Origin of the sequence: Ihubacter massiliensis, from assembly GCF_024125305.1 — a bacterium.
Lineage (GTDB): Bacteria > Bacillota > Clostridia > Peptostreptococcales > Anaerovoracaceae > Hominibacterium > Hominibacterium faecale.
Map to the genome: position 1 here is coordinate 2,751,802 of NZ_JAMXVH010000001.1, position 19,561 is coordinate 2,771,362.

At 47.7% G+C, this 19,561-nt stretch carries 17 protein-coding genes and 1 tRNA gene; 7 read left to right on the forward strand and 11 right to left on the reverse strand.

Annotation, left to right across the window (positions count from 1 at the left end; translation table 11 throughout):
* The first annotated feature begins 88 nt into the window (after positions 1–88).
* The 3 genes from NIA71_RS12790 (at position 89) to NIA71_RS12800 (ending at position 4,320) form a co-directional block, all read left to right on the forward strand.
* The gene (locus tag NIA71_RS12790; protein ID WP_253020583.1) at positions 89–1,849 is read left to right on the forward strand and encodes an ATP-binding protein; all 1,761 of its coding nucleotides are present in this window, start codon (positions 89–91) and stop codon (positions 1,847–1,849) included.
* A gap of 5 nt (positions 1,850–1,854) precedes the next feature.
* Entirely contained in the window at positions 1,855–2,622 is a 768-nt protein-coding gene (locus NIA71_RS12795) for a Na-translocating system protein MpsC family protein (RefSeq protein WP_148397953.1), read from the forward strand.
* A gap of 180 nt (positions 2,623–2,802) precedes the next feature.
* Complete coding sequence (locus tag NIA71_RS12800; protein ID WP_148397954.1) at positions 2,803–4,320, forward strand: amino acid permease; 1,518 nt, start codon at positions 2,803–2,805, stop codon at positions 4,318–4,320.
* Between the two features lie 115 nt (positions 4,321–4,435).
* Here the strand turns inward: NIA71_RS12800 and NIA71_RS12805 are convergent, their stop codons facing one another.
* The 9 genes from NIA71_RS12805 to NIA71_RS12845 form a co-directional block, all read right to left on the reverse strand.
* Positions 4,436–5,659, reverse strand: coding sequence for a GGDEF domain-containing protein (locus NIA71_RS12805; RefSeq protein ID WP_253020584.1), 1,224 nt, complete (start codon positions 5,657–5,659; stop codon positions 4,436–4,438).
* Positions 5,656–6,834: a sensor domain-containing diguanylate cyclase gene (locus NIA71_RS12810; protein WP_253020585.1), complete on the reverse strand. Its 1,179-nt coding sequence runs from the start codon at positions 6,832–6,834 to the stop codon at positions 5,656–5,658. Before NIA71_RS12810 ends, NIA71_RS12805 begins: the two co-directional genes overlap by 4 nt.
* A 586-nt stretch (positions 6,835–7,420) precedes the next feature.
* Positions 7,421–7,496 (reverse strand) — tRNA-Arg (locus tag NIA71_RS12815).
* 84 nt (positions 7,497–7,580) lie between these two features.
* Positions 7,581–8,510 (reverse strand): AEC family transporter, encoded by a 930-nt coding sequence (locus tag NIA71_RS12820; protein WP_148398740.1) that lies wholly within the window; start codon positions 8,508–8,510, stop codon positions 7,581–7,583.
* A 221-nt stretch (positions 8,511–8,731) separates the two neighbouring features.
* The gene (locus tag NIA71_RS12825) at positions 8,732–8,914 is read right to left on the reverse strand and encodes a hypothetical protein (RefSeq protein WP_253020586.1); all 183 of its coding nucleotides are present in this window, start codon (positions 8,912–8,914) and stop codon (positions 8,732–8,734) included.
* A 78-nt stretch (positions 8,915–8,992) separates the two neighbouring features.
* On the reverse strand, positions 8,993–10,168 hold the full coding sequence (locus NIA71_RS12830) for a benzoate/H(+) symporter BenE family transporter (RefSeq protein WP_253020587.1): 1,176 nt from the start codon (positions 10,166–10,168) through the stop codon (positions 8,993–8,995).
* A gap of 31 nt (positions 10,169–10,199) precedes the next feature.
* On the reverse strand, positions 10,200–11,816 hold the full coding sequence (locus NIA71_RS12835; RefSeq protein ID WP_253020588.1) for an amidohydrolase: 1,617 nt from the start codon (positions 11,814–11,816) through the stop codon (positions 10,200–10,202).
* A 10-nt stretch (positions 11,817–11,826) separates the two neighbouring features.
* The gene (locus NIA71_RS12840) at positions 11,827–13,191 is read right to left on the reverse strand and encodes a Na+/H+ antiporter NhaC family protein (protein ID WP_253020589.1); all 1,365 of its coding nucleotides are present in this window, start codon (positions 13,189–13,191) and stop codon (positions 11,827–11,829) included.
* 192 nt (positions 13,192–13,383) lie between these two features.
* Positions 13,384–13,821, reverse strand: coding sequence for a helix-turn-helix transcriptional regulator (locus NIA71_RS12845; RefSeq protein WP_253020590.1), 438 nt, complete (start codon positions 13,819–13,821; stop codon positions 13,384–13,386).
* A 186-nt stretch (positions 13,822–14,007) separates the two neighbouring features.
* Between NIA71_RS12845 and NIA71_RS12850 the strand changes: the two genes are divergently transcribed.
* Entirely contained in the window at positions 14,008–14,820 is an 813-nt protein-coding gene (locus tag NIA71_RS12850; protein WP_269478384.1) for an MATE family efflux transporter, read from the forward strand.
* A 52-nt stretch (positions 14,821–14,872) separates the two neighbouring features.
* Here NIA71_RS12850 and NIA71_RS12855 read toward each other — a convergent pair whose 3' ends face one another.
* Positions 14,873–15,406, reverse strand: coding sequence for a helix-turn-helix domain-containing protein (locus NIA71_RS12855; RefSeq protein ID WP_253020592.1), 534 nt, complete (start codon positions 15,404–15,406; stop codon positions 14,873–14,875).
* 217 nt (positions 15,407–15,623) lie between these two features.
* On the opposite strand from NIA71_RS12855, the gene NIA71_RS12860 reads away from it, so the two are divergent.
* Entirely contained in the window at positions 15,624–16,376 is a 753-nt protein-coding gene (locus NIA71_RS12860; protein WP_253020593.1) for a LuxR C-terminal-related transcriptional regulator, read from the forward strand.
* A gap of 143 nt (positions 16,377–16,519) precedes the next feature.
* Complete coding sequence (gene nrdD / locus NIA71_RS12865; RefSeq protein WP_148398754.1) at positions 16,520–16,813, forward strand: anaerobic ribonucleoside-triphosphate reductase; 294 nt, start codon at positions 16,520–16,522, stop codon at positions 16,811–16,813.
* Between the two features lie 91 nt (positions 16,814–16,904).
* On the opposite strand, the gene NIA71_RS12870 is transcribed toward nrdD, so the two are convergent.
* Positions 16,905–17,270 carry a winged helix-turn-helix transcriptional regulator gene (locus NIA71_RS12870; protein WP_253020594.1) on the reverse strand — a complete coding sequence of 122 codons (366 nt, stop codon included), beginning with the start codon at positions 17,268–17,270 and terminating at the stop codon, positions 16,905–16,907.
* A 140-nt stretch (positions 17,271–17,410) separates the two neighbouring features.
* On the opposite strand from NIA71_RS12870, the gene NIA71_RS12875 reads away from it, so the two are divergent.
* Entirely contained in the window at positions 17,411–19,456 is a 2,046-nt protein-coding gene (locus tag NIA71_RS12875) for an FAD-dependent oxidoreductase (protein ID WP_253020595.1), read from the forward strand.
* Positions 19,457–19,561: the final 105 nt, after the last annotated feature.

Genomic DNA, 19,561 nt, shown 5'->3' on the forward strand with positions numbered 1-19,561 from the left:
AGCAGTGCAGACGTTCTGTGCTGCTTTTTTCATGGGCAAAATGAGCGCGGATCGGGAATTTTTTTAAGTGCTATGTTATAATAGTGGCATGAGTAAACCCGTATTAAAAATTATCTGCATCATAACCGTCTTTTCTATGACCGTTGCTTTTATCATCGGCTCCATTGTCCTGGTACGAAGCACGGATTATTTGACTGCAGAGATTCAGGGCAAAATTGTCAGTACTGCGGAGAATTATGCACACGATTTCAGCGCCAGCTTTAACCATATGGAGGGACTTACCGATTCGCTGTCCGCCTATGTAAGCACCACCTTTGATCGGAATCAATTCAAGGCGGATCCGCGGGGATATTTGGGAAAATATAAAAAACAGCTCTCCGGTATGATCCGCAAAACTTTATCAACAACAGAAACGGCTCATAGCCTTTATGTAACCTTTAACCCCCGACTTACTTTAGATAATGATGAAGTATGGTATGCCATCATGGGCGGAAAAATCAAGGAGATTTCGGCTGACTTCAAAAATAATAAGCGGGACTTTACCCTTCCGTACCAAGAGGATATGGCCTATTTTTTTGAACCTCAGAATCAAGATGCGGGGACTTGGACCGGCCCTTATTTCGATAAGGATATCAGGCAGGAAGTGTTCTCTTATTCCCGTGCGATTTACACAGACGGACTCTTCATCGGCGTCGCCGGGGCCGATATTTCTGCAGATGACACAGTAAACGTCATCAGCGGCATGAAACTTTATGACAGCGGCTATTCCGTCCTTTTGGATGAAAATTTTCAGGTTGTAGTACATCCGTCGGTCGATGGTAAAGATAACCAAGAAGAGATCTCCACGTCACTGCGAAAAAAATTGGGAGCTGCGGCAAAGGAGCGTTCCGGCACGATTGCCTATACGCAGGACCGCGTTGAAAACATACTGGGATTTTCACGCCTGGATAACGGATGGATTTTTATGGTTATACAGCCTAAGGCCGAAGCGTTCGCGCCCATCCGATCTTTGACGATTGTTCTAATCGTACTCGGCGTTATCCTGGCCATTGTTCTGATCGCGTTTCTAATTGTATTTTCTCTGCCTTTCATCAAACGTCAACACTCCTTGGAAGCAGAAAACCAGGAAAAAGATATTATGCTCATCTACCAGTCCCGGCAGGCAAAGACCGGTGAAATGATGGGTAATATTACCCACCAGTGGAAGCAGCCGCTCAATACCATTAACCTGATTCTGGCCAATCTCCTCGACAGCTACCGCTTCGGCGATCTGGACGAAAAGCGCCTGCAGAAAAGCGTCTCTAAAGTGGAAAAAATCGTAGAAAACATGTCCGAAACTATAACCGATTTTTCCGATTTTCTCAAACCATCAAAGGAAAAAATTTCATTTGATGTCCGGGATTGTGTCAAAAGCGCCTTATCCCTCATGGAGGAAAGCATCAGCTATCACCGGATCACCGTCACCTCTGATTATGAGGGAGCAGCAAGTGGATTCGGCTATCCCAATGAACTTACCCATGTCATCTTTAACATTCTCAACAACGCCCGTGACGCGATTGTCGAATCGTCCCCTCACGAGCGAACAATTGCCATCCGCGTCACTACGGAGGAAGAATTTTTAGATATTTCCATCACCAATAACGGCGGCCAGATCCGCCCGGAGCATGCAGACCGTCTCTTTGAACCGTATTTTACTACCAAAGAGCATGCGGGCGGATCTGGCCTTGGACTTTATATCTCAAAGCAAATAATTGAGCAGCGCATGGAAGGGCGGCTTCTTCTGGAAAACGTACCCACGGGAGTCTGCTGCCATGTCAAAATACCGCTGATACATGAGGAGTGTGATTAAGAATAATGGATACGGTCCAACTATTGAAAAACATAAAAATTTTATACGTGGAAGACGATGAGCAGGCCCGGGAAGAGCTTCAAGATGTCCTCAAGCGCCGGGCGGGCAAGGTTATGATCGCCGAAAATGGGAAGCAGGGTCTGGAACTGTATCGGGATTTTTTGCCGGATATTATTTTGGCGGATCTTTATATGCCGGAAATGGACGGTATTGAAATGATCCGGCGAATTCGGGATTTAAAAACAGGAAAGCCGTCGGTCATCGTTATTTCCGCAGTAAATGATGTGGATACAGTGCTCAGCGCCGTGGATGCGGGCATCGATAAATATCTGCTCAAGCCGGTCAATCTGTCCGACCTGCTCCAGGCTCTGACCGAACTGGCGCAAGAGCTCCACACCAGGCGGCAAGCCGCCGGCGTTGCTCTTACGGAAAACAAACGGCAGCTGGAAGGCGAGATCAAAAAACAGTTTGCCGCATTTATCAAATCCACCACCGGAAAAGGTCCCAGAGACATTGATGTTTTTATCCATAACGGGTCCATTGAAATCCTCGCATCCGAAGTTTTAACAATATTCGAAAAAAACCTCCTTGACAATTATCAGAATATTGCTATAATTAAACACATCAGAGAATTGTTCTACTCTGTGAAGGAAGCGGATATCTGTCAGCTGATCCAATCGGTCCTGGGACAGCAAGTTCGGCTGAAGGAAGTCCTGATCAACGCAGAAAAGGACAGAAACAAATTAATATTCACCATGGATCAGGATGTCTGAAGCTTCTGATAAACTTAAACAAGAGTGTCAGAGGAAGCATTCCGGTACAGTGGTCGTGATTCCTTTAATTGGAAGCTCGGGAAGAAAACGAGTCTGTTCGCTGTCTGAGGCCAATGCAAAGATAATTTGCATTGGTCTTTTTTATTAGATGGAACAACATGACAAAGGAGGGTTTTATCAATGTTAGAAGAGAAGAAAGTCATCGCAGAAAAGGACGCGCCGGAACTTCAGCGCGGGATTAAAGGCTGGCAGGTCACCTTTATTGGCCTGGGCGGAGTAATCGGCTCCTGCTACTTCCTGGGACTCGGGCTTACCATTCAAACTATGGGTCCTGCAGTCATCATTGGTTTTGGTATTGTAGGCGTTATCATCTACGCAGTTATGGTAGCTTATGCAGAACTGCTTGTAAACCTGCCTAGAAAAGGGTCCTTTGTATCTTATACCAAGGAATTCCTTGGTCCCCAGTGGTCCATTGGTATGGGCTGGGCCTTCTGGTGCAATTGGGTTGCATATGTCCCTTCGGAAGCAGTGGCGATGGCCACGGTGCTTCAATACCTGACCGGTTCCACCAGCGTAACCTTCTATATAGCGACAGCTGTGGGTGCTATGGCTGCAATCACGGTCATCAATTCCTGCGCAGTCAATATTTTTGCAAAAATCGAATCAGGCCTCGCAATCACGAAAGTCATAATTATTATTTTATTTGTTATTCTAGCCTTTGGTATTTGGGTCGGTCTCTGGGGAAGCGATGAGTTCCTCGGCGGAAAGATAAACTTTGGCGGCGACATCAGCTTTGCGGAATCTATGTTCCCTAAGGGCGCGCTGATTGTATTTACGCAAATGACACTGGTACTCGTAACTTGCCAGGGCACAGAGATCGTAGGTCTTGCCGCTGCCGAATCCCAGGATCCGGAGCGCTCTGTTCCTAAGGCATGCAGAAGTGTAACATGGAGGCTGCTTGGCCTTTATATTATTCCGATTATTTTGGTACTGCTTATTTATCCTTGGGATTTGGCAAATGACTCAAACCCGGTATTTGCGGACATCATGAACCGCTACGACATGGGATTCTTTGGAACGGTCATGTCAGCTGTGGTATTCGTCGCTGCGTTTTCCTGTGCCAACACCGGCTTTTATGGAACAGTTCGCGCCATGTATGGTTTGGCTTGTGAGGGCCTTGCACCAAAGTTCCTGACCAAGCTGACCAAGAATGGAAATCCAAGAAACTGCGTATGGTTCACCCTGGCATGTATGTGGGTGGTTCTTGTCCTCGGCCTTATCTCAGAGCTTACGGGAGCGTTGGAGACTTTATACGGGAGCTTGCTTTCCATATCTGGTTTTACGGGAACCCTGGCCTGGATCGGAATTTGCCTGTCCCAGGTGGTCATGAGAAGGCGTCTGCGGGCAAGAGGCTACGACCCCAGAGTATGTCTGAAAGCAAAAGTAAGCGACTGGCTGGAATGGCTGCCGTTTGCAGGAGCCTGTGTACAGGTGATCGCTCTGGTCATGCTGGTTATCGAGGATCAGCTGGTATTTGGAATTGCACTTGCTGCCGTAGTTGTTCCAATGCTGGTAAGATGGATTAATGTCAAGAGAGGAACCGCAAGAGATGTGGTTATGGTAAGCGAGGGGGAAAAATCCTTTGATGAAACTTTCCCGGACCTGACAAAGAAAGGCACCGGTAAGGATTTAGCCTAAGACTGCAGAAATGGGAACTGCATTTCGATAGAATATCTTACCTTTGAAAAGCACTGCCCTTTCATCAATAACATAGAAAAACAGCAGACCCGCGGGTTTGCTGTTTTTCTATGTCTTAATTCTTTCTTCCTTTATAAATTTCTTGTTTGTTTCTGTACATCCTTTCATCTGCCATCTGCAAAAGTTTCGCTATATCAGAAGCCTCTTCTCGATGGGCCACACCCCAGCTTATGGATATTTCCGCATGAGAATTTCGTTTTTTTCCGTATTCCACCAGTTCCTTATTAATACTGTACATACGTTGCATGGGAACGGTTTCATTGGCTTCCATGAAAAGAACCAGAAATTCATCGCCACCATAGCGAAAGAACAAGTCTTGCTGGCGGATATATTTTTTTACGGTTTTCGCCACAGTAATCAAATATTGATCGCCTTCCAAGTGGCCGTATTGGTCATTGACCTCCTTTAAACCGTTTAAATCTACAAAGCAGACGCAAAACGGCGTTTCTTTTTCCCAGAGTTCTTGCAGGATATCATCTGCGTATTGCCGATTATAACAACCGGTCAGCAGATCGGTATATGCAATGATCCGCAGCTTTTCATCATCTTGTTTTTCCTGGAGCAGCGCTTCCCGTTCTTTCCGATTCAGGTCTGCATAGTAGTTGAGCCGGCTCATCCTGAAGCTGTAAGAGGAGGCCAAATAAAATCCTAGTATGGCGAAACAAGCTGATTTAATCCCCCACAATTTGAAAACCAAGTCATTCCCATCGGTATAATAAGTGAGCAGATTCAGAATCAAATAGACATATAAAACCAGGGTCAGCCGTACTAGAAATGTCAAGCTGGATCGGTCTTTTGCCAGCTGTTTTATCTTGGACCCCGTCCCCGATTTTCGAATCGCATGGAAAATCACGCCAGCCAGAATAAATCCCAGCAGCACTGGATAGCGCTTGAGATTTTCTGACATCAACGTCTGATTATCAAACAGCATCAATGGTTTATTCATAAACAGTGCAAAGGCACAGCGAAGGATAATATTCACTGCCAGCCCGTTTAGAACTCCGTTTAAAGCCATATAGATGTCAGCTATCCAGGACTGCCTGTAGATAATATGAATTTCAGCCATCAAGAAACAGAAAAAAATGGACCAGTTGGCGATCAAATGGAGTTGTAAAAGGCTGCATCCTGTAAACACCGCGTAGTTGAGGACGAATACACCAATTGCACGCAGCACACTGGTTTTTTTCCCAAAGCACTCATCAGCCAGGGCCAAAAACTGCCAATTGAAATAAAAGTAGGCGGCTCCTGCTGCAAAAAATGTTAGTAACCATGTGCTCATCTCAAATCACCGCCTTTTTTCAGCCGTTTTTTATCCCGATACATAGCCTCATCCGCAACTCGGATCAGGTCATCAACCTCCATCTCTCCACAGGCAGCGCCATAACTGAAAGACATGGGCTCTTCCAGTCGGGAAATCGCATTGCGCAAAGCTTTCATTCTTTCTTCAGCCGTTTCCAGCGTTGTGTTCGGGAAAACCAGCAAAAATTCATCCCCGCCGATTCTGGCCAGCAGTTCCCCTTGTGTCAAATGTGATTTCAGTTCTTCTGCAAACCGTATCAGCAACTGGTCTCCGACTTGATGTCCTTTTTCGTCGTTTATTTTTTTCAATCCGTCTAAATCGATAAACGCAATCGAGCAGGTCTCCTTTCCTTGCATTTTTTGGAGATATTCGGTAATATAACGCCGCGAAAAGCACCTAGTCATTGCATCTTGTTTTAAGGAAGTCTCAAGCTCAATCCGCATTATCTGCTCCCGCGCCCGCTCTGCGGCCAGCCGCTCGTATTCTTCTTCCACTCTTCGTTCCCTGGCAATGATCCATTTTTGCCTAATAATAAGAAAAATCAGCAAAAGAAGCAGCAGATTACCAGCGGCCAGCAGGATCGCCACGATATTGCCAACCTTAATCATACAAAATATGGAATCTGCAAGCACGTATAAAACCCCGCACCACAAAAAACAGAGAAACAAATCATCCTGCTTGCGGTCGTGCTTCAATTCAATGAACCTTGATTGCAGCAACGGTCGGCAGAAAAGGAGCATCACGCAAAGAAGACAATTGGCGGCCAGCAGAATGCCCATCCGAATATGGGGGCTGTAAAAAATCTGGTCAATCGTAATATTTCCAATCAGAGCCGCTGCGCCGATTAGCGTCAGAAGAATGGAAGAAAAAAGTAGAAAAGGAATCAAGTATCCAAGCTTTGCTTTGTACTGTTGCTCCCTGAACAATTTTATCGGGACAAGATGAAGCGCTCCAAAAATCAAAAGAAAGAGGGGCAGGGATGGTCCCAAAATAGCCCCCGCAAGAATCCATGTTACCCTAGCCACACAAAAGGCAATTTGCAGCGCCCGCCAGTTATCCCACTTAACAAAAGCGCCCTCTTTTTCCCATAAATACTCCCACATTGCCGAGGACGCCGCCAGCAGGATTGTTAAAAGTAAAAATGTCCATTCCATAAAGCTCCATCCGATTTCTCTCAGCATCAGCAGAAAAATTTCTACAAACATGCACCGCTGAGCATTTATTTCGTATATCCCAATTATAGTTCAGCGCATTCGAATAAACAACTGTATATTGAGGATATCTTTTTTCCCTTGCGGGAAATTTTGGCGGCGTGCTCCTGAAGGGCCTGTTGGAGCTATTTGGATTGTTGGGCTTGCCGAGCCTGTTGGACTTGCCGGGGCCCGGCTACGGGCCTCGGCTATAGGTGAAATCATCGCGATTCAGCTTTCCTGTGAAGCTCCACGATAATTTTTTATCGCTATCCGGCAACAAAGACTCGTTTAGGGGATAATTTGGCTCCACATTATGCCAAATTGACCGCCAAATTCGCCAAAAATTATCGCGGGCGGCCAATTTTCGGTGCTTCCGCGATGAAATCGCTGTCATTCCCCGGAGCGGTGGCCCGCCAGCCTTGATCACTTTTATCCCACTGGCTCTCATGGGGAAGATACTCTTCCCCACCCCCTTTGCGCCGGAGGTCCGAATCGTTCCTTTTGAAACAGAAAAACGACAGGGGTTTATTTCCCTGCCGTTTATTCATGGCACTCCCGAGAGGATTCGAACCTCCGACGCACGGTTTAGGAAACCGACGCTCTATCCCCTGAGCTACGGGAGCATGCAAATGACTGCTTTACTATAATACCACATATCCCATGAGGATTTCAACATTTTTCAGCCATGAATTGCAGGCCTCCTCACTTTACAATTCGATGATAATCGCAAAGATCGGAATCGTTATGATCGAAAGGACCGTTGACAGCAACACCGTCTTAGTGGCGAACGCCACCTCGCCTTTGTATTGCTGGCTGAAAATCGTCGATGCCGAAGCCACCGGCATTGCAAAACTGATAATCAAAACCTTTTCCAACAGAGTGAATTCCCCGGCCCAAAGCTTTACAATCACAAGCGTGACTACCGGAACGATCAGCAGTTTGACAAAAGAGATTACATAGACCTGCCAATCTCCTACAATTTCCTTAATTTTTAAGGCTCCCAGCTGATAGCCGATAGCAAACATCGTAAGAGGTGTCGTCGCCGCTCCGATCATCTCAATGGAACCGCCCAAAAGCTCGGGCAGACGGCAGTTGAGCAGGAACAGCGCCAAGCCGATCATGACTCCAATCAACCCCGGATTCAGGAATTGTTTGGCCCGAATCTTCAGATCAGCCCCCGCCGATAACTGAATCAGCACAATTCCAATGGTAAACATCAGCACATCATTGATCATTTCCAGAATTGCAGCAAAAAATACAGCTTCCGTGCCATATAACGCTTTGATAACCGGGATTCCAAGAAAGCCTGTATTCCCGAAAATCAGCATAAACACCGCCATATACTGCTTTGTTTTGGACATACGCAGCAATCTTGCCAGCGGAAAACTTACAGCGATCAATATGGCAAACACAATCAGCGCCACAGCCATCATATAGCCGCTGTCTTTCAAAATTTGAAAACTAAACTCCATCTGCATAGCGTTGATAACCATGCACGGCCAGGTCAGGTTTACCACGATGGCCGATACCGCTTCGCTTTGATGATCGCTGATCAGCTCTTTCTTACGAAAAAAAATTCCCGGCAGGATCAGTATAAAGATCATGATCAGTGAACTTAAAATCTCTCCAATAAGCATCTTACACCTCCCTCTATTAGAAAAAAGTGCTATAAATGCTCTTGTTTATAACTCAAAAACAAGAAAATTTATAGCACTTCGGCAATGATTTCTTTTTTATATAATAACTGGATTCCAAAGTTTTTTCAATTATTTTTTTGGCTGAGGAGAAAATCAGCGCGGCCCGGCCTTGCACCCGCTCCATCTATAGTCCGGTAATTTTTAATAAAAATTGATGGTTTTTACGCAAAAATGCTGCGTTGCAGGGCCTGGTCCCGGCAAAAAGCAGAATTTTCAGCTTCAAGCCGAACTGGAGAGGCCGCAACCGTTGAAAAAAGAGAAAATTTTAAAAAATATTTTTTGTTTTTACCCAAGATGAGCATTCTGCCATAGTACAGTGCGGCTCCCCCGCCCCCTTTCTTCACCCTGACTGCTATCCTCCCAAAAACACAAATGCGCCGGACTTTCAACGCCCCTTGAAAAGCCCGGCACCCAAAACGTGCTTACTCACGCACCAACTGAAAATCCTTCCTTTCTGTCAGAAAAGATACTGAAATACCAAAAACAATAGCCCACACCGGCGCACCGATCCCCAGGATCGTAAGATGGGACAGCCCGACCACAAAAGCGGTCAAAGCCCCCAGCACAAACCGTTTTTCACCGAAAGCCGCAGTCAGCGAACTGGTCAAAAGCCCGATCATCGCCAGACCGCAGACAATATCGATGATCGCAGCAGGCAGCAGCGATACCAGACCGGTGACAATGCTTGCCAACAGCGCCACTGCTGCGGTTATCCCGCAGAGCACCATCGATCCGAAATATCGATGCTCTTTTTTCCCCGCGTTTTCACCCGCCAAAATGGCTATGGTAGGCCCGGCCAAAGAAATGGTATGACTCAAACCAAAAGAAACGATCATGGAACCAATCCCGCAAAAAGCGACGACTTCGTCCAGCGGCAGATCATACCCGTTAGCCTTCAGCACACCGTACCCCTTAAACAGATCCGATACCGCCATGATCACCAAAGGCAGGCTGACATAAACAAGGACGTTGAGGTTTACAACTGGAACAATCCCAACAGGCAGGCTCCACCCCAGCTCCAGCGATCCGGCCCCGCCGCCTTTCATAAGGCAGGCAGCTGCAATGGCCATAACCAACGCTGCAGCTTGGGGCGGCACCTTGGAAGAAACCAGATTGATCAGGAAATAGGCTGCCACAATACACCCGCCGGCCAGCGGCAGTTCCCCCACACCGTTTATCAAATTTAACCCATAGTTCATATACACCCCTGCAACCATGGCCAAAACAATGGGAATGGGTACATACTGGATGATCTTTCCGATCAGTTTCAGGCGGCCCATCAGAAACAAGGCAGCGCCCGCAGCCAAATAGCCGAACACCATCTCCCCCAGAGAAAACTCCTGGAGCAGCGGCCCCGCCACAGCTACCGCTGTAATGGACGGAACCGCGTAAACAGGCATTTTAAAGCGTCGGGAAAGATACACGCTCATAATTCCGCCGGCAAACATTCCGCACATGAGAAGAGAAGTAATTTCTACAGCCGTCAAACCCGCAGAAACTCCCATGGCCGTAAAGATGGGAACAGCCCCTGCGATCACAAAGATCAGCGCCGTCAAAACCGTACTGATGCTCTCAGAAGTCATCCGACTTTTCTTCAAAGATACGCCTCCTTTCCTCCCGGCCTCAGAATCATCTTTCAAAAACAATTTTGCCGTCCATGATGGTCATTTCCACTGCCGCATCCTTTATTTCCATAGGGGCAATGGCAAAGAGATTGCGATCCACCACAATAACGTCCGCCAGCTTTCCTTCTTCCAGCACTCCGATATCATCTCTACTGTATGCTCTGGCTGCGCCGCTGGTATAGGCAATCAATGTATCGTCCAGCCCTATGCACTCTTGAGGATTTACCCCTGTCGGATTGCCATCATCATCACATCTGGTAACAGCGGAATAGATATTGGGGAATGGATTATATTCCACCACCGGATAATCGGTGCCGAAGGCCAGCTGCCCGCCATGGTTGAGAATCGTCTTATGGGGCCATTCCCAACGGCACCGCTCTTCGCCCACCCGGCGGATCTTTTCATTGAAATCCAAGGTGAGGTGATAAGGCTGCATGGATGGAATCACATCCAGCTGTGCGAACCTAGGAATATCATCGGGATGGATGGTCTCAATATGCTCTACCGTATTGCGCAGTCCATGTCTGCCGTTCTTCTCTATGGAAGCCTGGAATAAATCCAGCGCCATGCGCACCGAACCGTCGGCGATGCAGTGCAGTCTTACCGGAAGGCCATAGCTGTTGGCCGCCGTCACATAACGCTTATTATCCTCCCAGGAAGCCAGGGGCACACCGATCCCGCAGGTTTCCGGCTTGTCCGCATAAGGTTCCAGCAGCAATCCGGTAAAAGTGGAGGTCACCCCATCGATAAAACCCTTGACTCCGGAAAACCGCAATTTTTCTGACGCGTACCTTTTCTGCATGTCCAAAGCCTTAGTAAAATCCGTATACCCGTCCATACGTCCGAATATATGGAGCCTCAGCGTAAGTTCATCATCTTCCTCCAGCCGCATGATGGAATCGTATTTTTTGTAAGTAGCTGCATCATAGTCATCTCCCATCATCTCGCTGGCAGACGTGATGCCGCAGGCGTTGAGACCGGCGATGAAATCCCGATTGATCTCTTTCATTATTTCCGGTTCTATGTCCATGATCTTATCCATAGCCGGCTTGTACGCCTCCGGCTCGAAGAGGAGGCCAGTCATCCGTCCCTCTTCATCCACGCCCACCGAACCGCTTTTGGGCTTCATATCAGGCGTGATGCCCGCTTCCGCAAGAGCCTTTGAATTGAGCCAGCAGGTATGGGCGTCTGCCGCCAGCAAATACACCGGCCGATCCGGAACTGCCGCATCCAGAGAAGCCTTTGTCGGCAGAGGTGCATCCTGCCAATTGGCAGGGAACCATCCCATTCCCCGAATTCTTTTTTCATCAGGATGCGCCAGAGCATACTGGCGTATCATCTCCGCGCATTCCTCCTCGGACTGAGACTGACTGATTTCCGTACACATATGGTCGCTGGACGAGATTGCCCCGGAAAAATAATGGGTATGGGCATCGACGAACGCCGGCATGACCAGTTTGTCACCGCAGTCAATAACCCGCGTATCCGCGCCGATCAGCTCCTCAGCCGCTTCCCCCGCGCAGAGAATTTGATTTCCCCGGATAGCCACCGCTCCTGAAAAGACCTTTTTATCACGGCCATTAAAAATAGCCTTGCTCTTTAATACTAAATCTGCTTTCATATCAAACCTCCTAAGTCATAATAAGTCCCGCAGCAGCAAAGAAAATCACTGCCAAAACCGCTGACCCCAAAACATACGGCGCCACGACCTTAATCTGGGTCATGTTGGAAATCCCCGTCCCTGCTGATGTCATAAATACCGCATCGGAATAGAAACAGAATTTGCTGCCAAAGGCCACGCCGGACATGATCGCCGCAACGACCAGCGCCGGGTCGATCCCCATGGTCGTGCTGAGCGGAACGAAAATGGGAATGGTGAGCAGAATCAGCACCCAGAAGCTGGCTGCTGCAAAGGCGACCAGACCAACGATGATAAATACAAAGGCCGGCACCAGAGCATACATGCTTTCCGGAATCATCCGCTGCATTCCGCCGATCAGGTATTCGGCAAACCCCATCTCCGTGTTGGCAATATTCAATACATATGCGAAACAAATGACGACTGCCAGCGGAGCCATTGAAGAGATACCTGCGAAAAGATTATCCATAAACTCTGTCAGCGTCATGATCTTCTGTACAAGATACAGGACCAGCTGTACCGCCAGCGCTATGAGAATTCCGCTTACTACATCATTATTACAGAGAAACATACCTGCGATCAAGGCAATAATAGGAATAAAAAAGTTCAGCGGCGAAGATGGTTTTACATCTCCATTGTCTTCATCACCCATATTGACGATGGAAGCGCCCACTTTTTCTTCCACCAGGAGCGGACCGCCCTCATCGACCCGCTGGTAAGCCTTTTTCAGCCGGCCCACTTTGGGAATGATCCCCAGTCCCACCAGCAGGCAGACCACAACAGCAACCAATGGGAAAAACATAAAGGGAATCGCCCGCAGATAGTCGCCAAAGCCCAGGCCCTGGTCTGCCATACAGCCTACAGCAAACGCCGCCCAGCTGGTAAACGGAATCAAGACGCAGACGCAGGCGCCCATCGAGTTTACTCCGTAAGCCAGATGTTCTCTTGGAATCCGGTTTCTGTCGGTCGTTTCTTTCATAGCAAAAGACACGGCCAGAACATTGAGGTAATCATCCACAAACATGATGATGCCCATGAGCCAGGTCAATAACATGGATTTTTTCCGCGTATTGGCGAACTTGCCTATAATATTGGAAAACCCCTGAAGTGCTCCTGATTTCTCAAAGAGCCTGATCATTCCTCCGAAGCCCAGAAGAATCATCAGCAGGAATTGGTAGGATTCATTGGAAATAGCCGAGTAGATCATTTGCAGATAATTGGGGAAAAAGTTTTGTTTATAGACCAATATTGCCCCCACCAGGGATGACAAGATAATCATCTCCGGCATTTTTTTCGTGATTAGTGCGCCAACAATTAGTACAAGGATTGGTATACAGGAAATTATCCCATACTCCATAGGTTCCACCTCCTCCGTTTGTTCGTATAAAGCTAAAACTGTTATGCATAGCCGCGACGCTGCAAATAAATAGTATCAAAAGTCAGAATATTTAAAAATTATTACTTTTGACCATTTTTTTGCCCTTTTGGACGGAAAAAAGTCCGTAAGGAGTAGGTTTTTAATTATTTAGGAGTATGGGCGGAGCAGTTATTACATTCCAGACGTCACATAATCGCGTGGAGACTGATTGTAATATGCTTTAAAGGTTTTATAAAAGTTGCTGCTGTTACTATAACCCAGCAGCCGTGAGATTTCTTCAATCGGTAGATTGGTCCCTCTTAAAAGAATGACCGCCCGCTCCATCCGCTGCTCTAACAGAATTTCGGAAAAGGATTTTCCGGTCTCACGATGCAGCAGGGTGGAAATATAGTTGGGGTGATAAGAAAATCGGTTAGCGATGTCTTTAAGCGTAACCGTATCAAAATGCTGGCTCATGTAATGAATAATTTTATCGGAAAGCCGGTCAGGAAGGAATTCATTGCTTGCCGCCGAATATTGCCGGGCAATCTGCATTAAAAAAGACAGCACCAGGGGTTTCAAAACGGCTTGTGTGTCCTCTTGCTTGTTTGCATATTCAATGACCATCATTTCAAGCAATACCCGGATGTTGCAATCGTCTTCTATTTTAAAATGAATGTACTCGTCCGAAAACTGATCGGTGGAAGGATCCAGAAGAAAATGAAAAAGTCTGGAATTTGCGGATAGCATTGGTTACAAATCAGGGCCGGAAAGAATTCCGGTTTTTACCGTAAGCTGTTTGCGCTGGTTTTACCCATCGCCTTTCAACAGTTTATGCTTGCAGCAGTAAACGCATCCGATGCGCTCATGCTTGGTTTTGTCAGCCAGGAGTCACTTTCGGCTGTATCGCTGGCCACGCAGATCACCTTTGTTTTTAATCTCTTTATGGGCGGCCTGACCATGGGAACAAGTATTCTAGCGGCACAGTATTATGGGAAGGGTGATACGCTTTCGATTGAAAAAATCTTTGCCTATGTTACGAAAGTGTCGTTTTTAATCTCCGCCGTTTTCTTTTTGGCCTCACTTTTTGTTCCCCAATTGCTGATGCGGATTTTTACGGCAGAACCCCGGCTTATTGCCGGAGGCATTCTTTATCTTCGCATTGCGGCCGCATCTTACCTGTTTACCGGCATCTCGCAAATCTATCTCTGCATTTTAAAGAATACCGGGCACGCCGTGAAAAGCATGATCATTGGCTCTACGGCTGTGGTAATCAATATTTTTTTGAACGCTGCGTTGATCTATGGCATCTTCTTTTCTCATAAAATGGGAATTTCCAGTGCAGCCCTTGCCACCTCTATTTCAAAATTGATCGAACTGGCCTGGGTCCATGGGGAGTCTTTACGGAAAAACCATGTACGCCTTCATGGAAAGTTCTGCTTTACTGGCGATCGAATTTTGTCAGGCGATTATTGGAGATACAGCCTGCCCATGCTTGGCGATTATCTGGTATGGGGCATGGGATTTACCATGTATTCTGTCATCATGGGACACTTGGGAAGCAATGCCGTTGCCGCCAGCTCCATTGCCAACATTGTAAAAAATCTCACAAGGGAGGTAGCATTATGAAGCATAACCCATTTATCCGTTCTGAGCTTTCTTTTCTCAAAATCCCCTGTCCTCATTTCTGAACCAACGTTTCCAGAAAATCACGGAAGGTCTGCAGCTGATGCTCATCCAGACGATCGAGCATATGAACGATATCCAGAATGGAATCGGCACTTTTGCGATCAATGCCTAAAAGAGTATCGACGCTCACATCTAAAGCGTGGCTGAGAAAAAACAAGTCGGTCAGATCCGGCTCAATGATGCCTGTCTCCCACTTCCCCACAGTACTGGCGCTGATTCCAATCTGTTCCGCCAGAGCCTGCTGGGTAATGCCTTTTTTCTCTCTGGCTGATTTTAGCTTTGCCGAGAAGGTTTTTCTGATATTCTTCGACTTTCCTTGTGACGAATCCCGAATGAGTGTATCGGCCGGCACTCCCAGAATATCGGAGATTTTAAGCAGTGTTTCAAAATCCGGCTGCCGTCCGGAATTTTCGTAGCCCCTGTAGGTTGTAGCCGGAATATTTAAAAGCTGGGCCATTTTCGTACCGGACAAGCCTGCAGCTTGACGAGCCTTCCTTAAATTTTTTTGAAATTGGTTTCTTTGCATAAGTTTTTCCTCACCGTTCATTTATCCAGATGCTACTTTAATAAAGTATAGAAAGAAAAGAAAATATAAAGGTATTAACGAAATATGCGTTTGTTATATTTACATATAACTCAAAACAGGTTAAAATATTGAGGAAAGAAGTAGCAATAAACAGAAAAAGTACAGACTAGGGTATACCTACAAACACTACTATTACACAATCCGGGGAGCCTGAGCTATGTTAGAAAAAAACGATATCATGCTGTTTGATTCCATCATTCATAAAATCTACAATATCGACGATTTCGATGAGATGCGGTTTTCTGTTCTGGAAGCCCTTCAGTTCCTGATTCCTTATGACGCAGGGACTTTTTTTCTGGCCTCATCAGAAACGCCGTATGAGCTGACCGACCCTGTGGCAATCAACGTGAGCGATCAGGATCTCCAGCTTTATCTGGAAGAGTATCAGGAGCTGGACTATACCAGGTGGACCTTTGCCGCCCCTTCCGGCAAAGCCTATCGGGAAACCGATCTGCTCCAGGACAAGATCCGGGTGGCCACCCCTTATTACAGGGCGCTCTTTTCCCCTACCGGGCTGCATTATTCCATGCTCCTTACCATCATTCACGAGGGGACTTTTTTAGGTGTGATTAATCTTTTCCGCCATCGGAAACACGGAGACTTTTCCGATAAAGATCTGTTTCTCTTCGGGCTTTTGGGAGATCATCTCAACTGTCTTTTGTTCCGTTCCATCTCTGCTTCCGCGCCAGTGCAGCGCAAACATTTTCTAGGAAACAAAAAACTGATCGATACGTATCATCTTACCCGGCGGGAAGCTGAAATTACCTCTATGCTGCTGGAAGGTTTTCAGCGGGAAGCCATCGCCGACCAGCTATGCATCAGCCCCAATACCTTAAAAAAGCATTTGGTCAACATTTACAAAAAGCTCAAGATCAGCAGCACGCTGGAGCTGTTCCGACTGTTCAAGTAATTTCTCTAATCCACCACATATGCACTTTTTTGAGAAACCTCTATACAAAATGTAGTGTTTGGGTGTATAATAAATTCGATTTGTTGTTTCATCACCCCAATTGCGGGCATATATAAATTATCAATTTCAGGAGGTGGGCTTACGTGAACGTAGCAGTTACAGGAAATGCTGATCCAAAAGAAGCACAAGCTTATGTGAATTATTTAGAGGAAAAGTATGGGAGAAAATTAGAGAGCCTGGATATTCAGGTTGACGGCGAATATGCGGATTTAAACTATAAGTTTTCCCACGTACCATTTGAACGGATTCGGCGCATTACCGGTTATCTTGTGGGAACCATGGATCATTGGAATGACGCCAAGACGGCCGAGGAAAAAGACCGGGTAAAGCATTCTCTGGGAGATACCAACCCGAAAGCCGCCATGGAACAGTTTTAAGATTCCTAAAAACAGCAATTTTGCTTCAAGCTTTATTCATCATCATAAAAAGGAACTGCCGGCATAATGCAAATGCGCCGGACAGTTCCTTTTATTTTTCTTCTTCAATCACTGCCAGCAGAGGCCGCTTTCCATCTGCTTCCATCTGCTCCCGTCCCCAATCAGTAATTGCCAGGACAGCCGGCACGGCGGCCTTCCCTTTACCGGTCAAATGGTATTCCACCCGAGGCGGCACTTCCTCAAAATCCACCCGCCGGATCAGTCCATCCTGCTCCAGCTCCTGCAGGGCGCGGGTCAGCACCGTATTGGTAATCCCTGCGTAGGCCTTGCGTATCTGACCGTAACGCACTCCCGGATACTGATGGATCAGCCAGATTAAAGGCATTTTCCACTTGCCTCCGATCCGGTCCATCGCGTACACAATGGGACAATGTCTGCTCATAGGATCGTTTTTCATTGCATCCTGCTCCTTTCTTTTCAATGTCTGCTCGTTGCAGGCAGGAACAAAAAAGTGCGTACTTGCGCACAGCCTTTTTTTCATCTATCTTTTATTATATAAACAATGCCGGCTGCCGTAAAGAAATAAAGGAGAAGAATATGAAATACGAAAAATTATTTTCACCCATAACCATAAATTCCCTGACACTGAAAAATCGCATCGTCCAGTCCCCTTCCCATATGATCTACACCACCTATGAAGGCTATGTTACCGATCGCTTTAAATCCTATTACTGGAAGCGGGCTGAAAATGAAATAGGCCTGATCATGACTGGCGGCTGCCGCTTTGACGACAGCGGCTGTGTCTACGGTATGATGAGCCTGTCAGATGACTCATTCATCCCGGGATACCGGGAATTCACAGACGGGTGCCACCAGCGGGGAGCGAAAGTAGGCGTTCAGCTATTCCATGCGGGGGCATATACAAAAAAAGAGAACTGTCTCAACGGAGCATATCCCATGGCGCCTTCTGCTGTTCGGTCCGGGTTTACCAGGGAAATTCCCCGGGAGATGACCCTGCAGGATATGGAGCAGCTCATCGAAAAATGGGCTGCCGCAGCTCTGAGAGCGCGGGAGGCGGGATTTGATCTGGTGGAAATTCTCTGCTCCGCCGGCTATCTTCTCTGCCAGTTCCTGTCCCCCCTTACCAATCAGCGCAATGACCAATACGGAGGCAGTTTTGAAAATCGCTGCCGCTTTCCGCTGGAAGTGATCGCGGCGCTCAGAAAAGCATTGGGGCCGGACTATCCCCTCACCTTGCGTCTGGCAGCAAACGATCTGGTTCCCGGCGGAAATAATCTTGAAGATGCGGTGCGATTTGCCAAACTGGCCGAACACGCAGGCATCGACGCCATCCACGTAACAGCCGGCTGGCATGAGTCCAAAGTTCCTCAGATCACCGGCGATGTCCCCAGAGGTAGTTTTGCTTATCTTTCCCAGGCAATAAAAGACGCCGTATCCATCCCGGTCATCGCAGCCAACCGCATCAATGACCCGGTCATTGCTGAAAAGCTAATCGCCCTGGAATCCTGCGACATGGTAGGGCTGTGCCGGGCGCTTGTGGCCGACCCCCGGTGGGCATCCAAAGCAAAAGCAGGCGAAGAATCTTTGATTCGCCGGTGCGTAGGCTGTAATCAAGGCTGTCTGGCCAACATCTTTCAGAACAAGCCGGTCCAATGTCTGGTAAACGGAACCGCCGGGCGGGAATCGGCGTTCACAGCCAGCCGGAGGTCTGTCAAAAAAAAGCTCTTGGTCATTGGCGGCGGTCCGGCCGGATGTACCTTTGCCATCGCTGCCGCTCAGCTGGGACATCAGGTGGCGCTTTGGGAAAAGACGGATTCCCTGGGCGGCCAGCTGACAGCAGCGGCTGCTCCTCCCGGGAAACACGAATTCAGCTTCCTGCCCGCCTACTATGCCGCTGCTCTCAAGCAGGCCGGCGTCGAAGTGCTGCTGGGACAATCGGTTGAAAAGGAAGCAATTTCTTCCACGAACGCAGATTCTATTATTGTTGCCTGCGGCAGCCACCCCAAGGCGCTGAACTTAGAAGGCCTGGATCCGCAAGCCCTTGTTTCTGCCCAGGACATCCTGCTGGGCCGCCGTATGGCAGGGCGGCGGGTCCTCATCGTCGGCGGCGGCTCAGTGGGCTGTGAAACGGCACAGTTTCTGGCCCGTGAAGGTTCTATTTCCCCCGACCAATTCTATTACTACAGTGCTCAAAAAGTGGAATCTCCGGAAAAAATCGCTTCGATGGCAAACTCCACTAGGCGGGATATCGCTATTATTGAGGCGCTCCCCCGGATCGGCGGCGGCTATGCGCCGGGGACAGGCTGGCCGGTGCTGGCGGATCTCAAACGTCTGGGCGTCCGCAGCTATACGGAGGCAAAGATTCTATCCATCAGAGATAACCGGCTCCGCCTGGAATATACCGTTCGGGACCGCAGGCTGGACCAAACTGAGACTTACCTCGCAGACCTGGAGTTTGATACCATCGTCTCTGCCATTGGTTCCAACCCCTGCACTCAAGTGTTTCAACAACTGCAGCAAGCCTTTCCAACGAAGGATATCCGCTCCCTGGGCGACTGCCAGCAAATCGGCACCGTACTCAGCGCCGTACAATCGGCCTGCGATCTGGCATTGAAAGTTTAAGAAAGTCTTTTGCAAAGCAAATGACCCGCTTTTTCAGCAAAGAGAAAGCGGGCCTTTCTATGTCAAGTACCGTTTTTCTTGTGTTTACACGCTAAAAATGCTATA